Source organism: Aminobacter sp. P4_D5, assembly GCF_056401815.1.
In genome coordinates, this window is record NZ_JBFUIP010000786.1 from 1 (window position 1) to 680 (window position 680).

Annotated in this window: 1 protein-coding gene; it reads right to left on the minus strand. The window is 52.9% G+C overall.

Annotated elements, in window-relative coordinates:
* Nucleotides 1–309: 309 nt before the first annotated feature.
* A partial coding sequence (locus AC1DWF_RS34995) for a TIR domain-containing protein (protein ID WP_476843066.1) occupies nt 310–680 on the minus strand: 371 nt, incomplete at its 5' end.

Here is a 680-nt window from a genome sequence, read left to right on the forward strand (position 1 = left end):
CCGTGAGGGTGAGGAATGCGGGGGAAAGCAAGCATTCCGGACCGCTTGAGCACTGCCGTAATGTCACGGCATGGATCCTAGGGTCTTCGCGACGGTCGCTGCGCTCCTGCTCCGCCCTAGGATGACGAAGGCGTGGGGCGTTAGCGTCAATCGCGGACGATGTAAGGAGCGCCTTCCGCCTATTGCCAGTTTCCGCGATCTGCCGGGAACCTACCTGCCTTCGTTATCCTTAGGCTTGACCGCTGGGCAGTTGCTTGCGTCGTGCATTGATGAGGATGCTAGCTATATGTGGGGCGGCGTTGAGACCCCTCAAGCTGAGGTGAAGTCGTTAAAAGCCTTCAAGAGCTTCATCGTTGCAAAACCGCCCAAGCTATCTCCGGAGTATCGGCATTCGTAAAGGCCCTGGAGATTTGAAGGAAGATTCACTCCTTCCTCAACCAAAAGGATAAATTTCCTTTTATAGAGGGCCATTGCAGCACCAATTTCAATTAGCACGTTACCGTTAATTTGAGGGACTAATTTGCCATCTACGTCTGCGAGAACCCCTTCTTGCGCAACGTGAATAATAGCAGCGTCGCACGAGCGCATATCATCCAGTACCTTTTCTGGAACAGGCTTGGAGACTGTCTCGTGTTCGACGGAAATTACGGGCTCGAATTTTCCGTAGCGAACAATCTCCT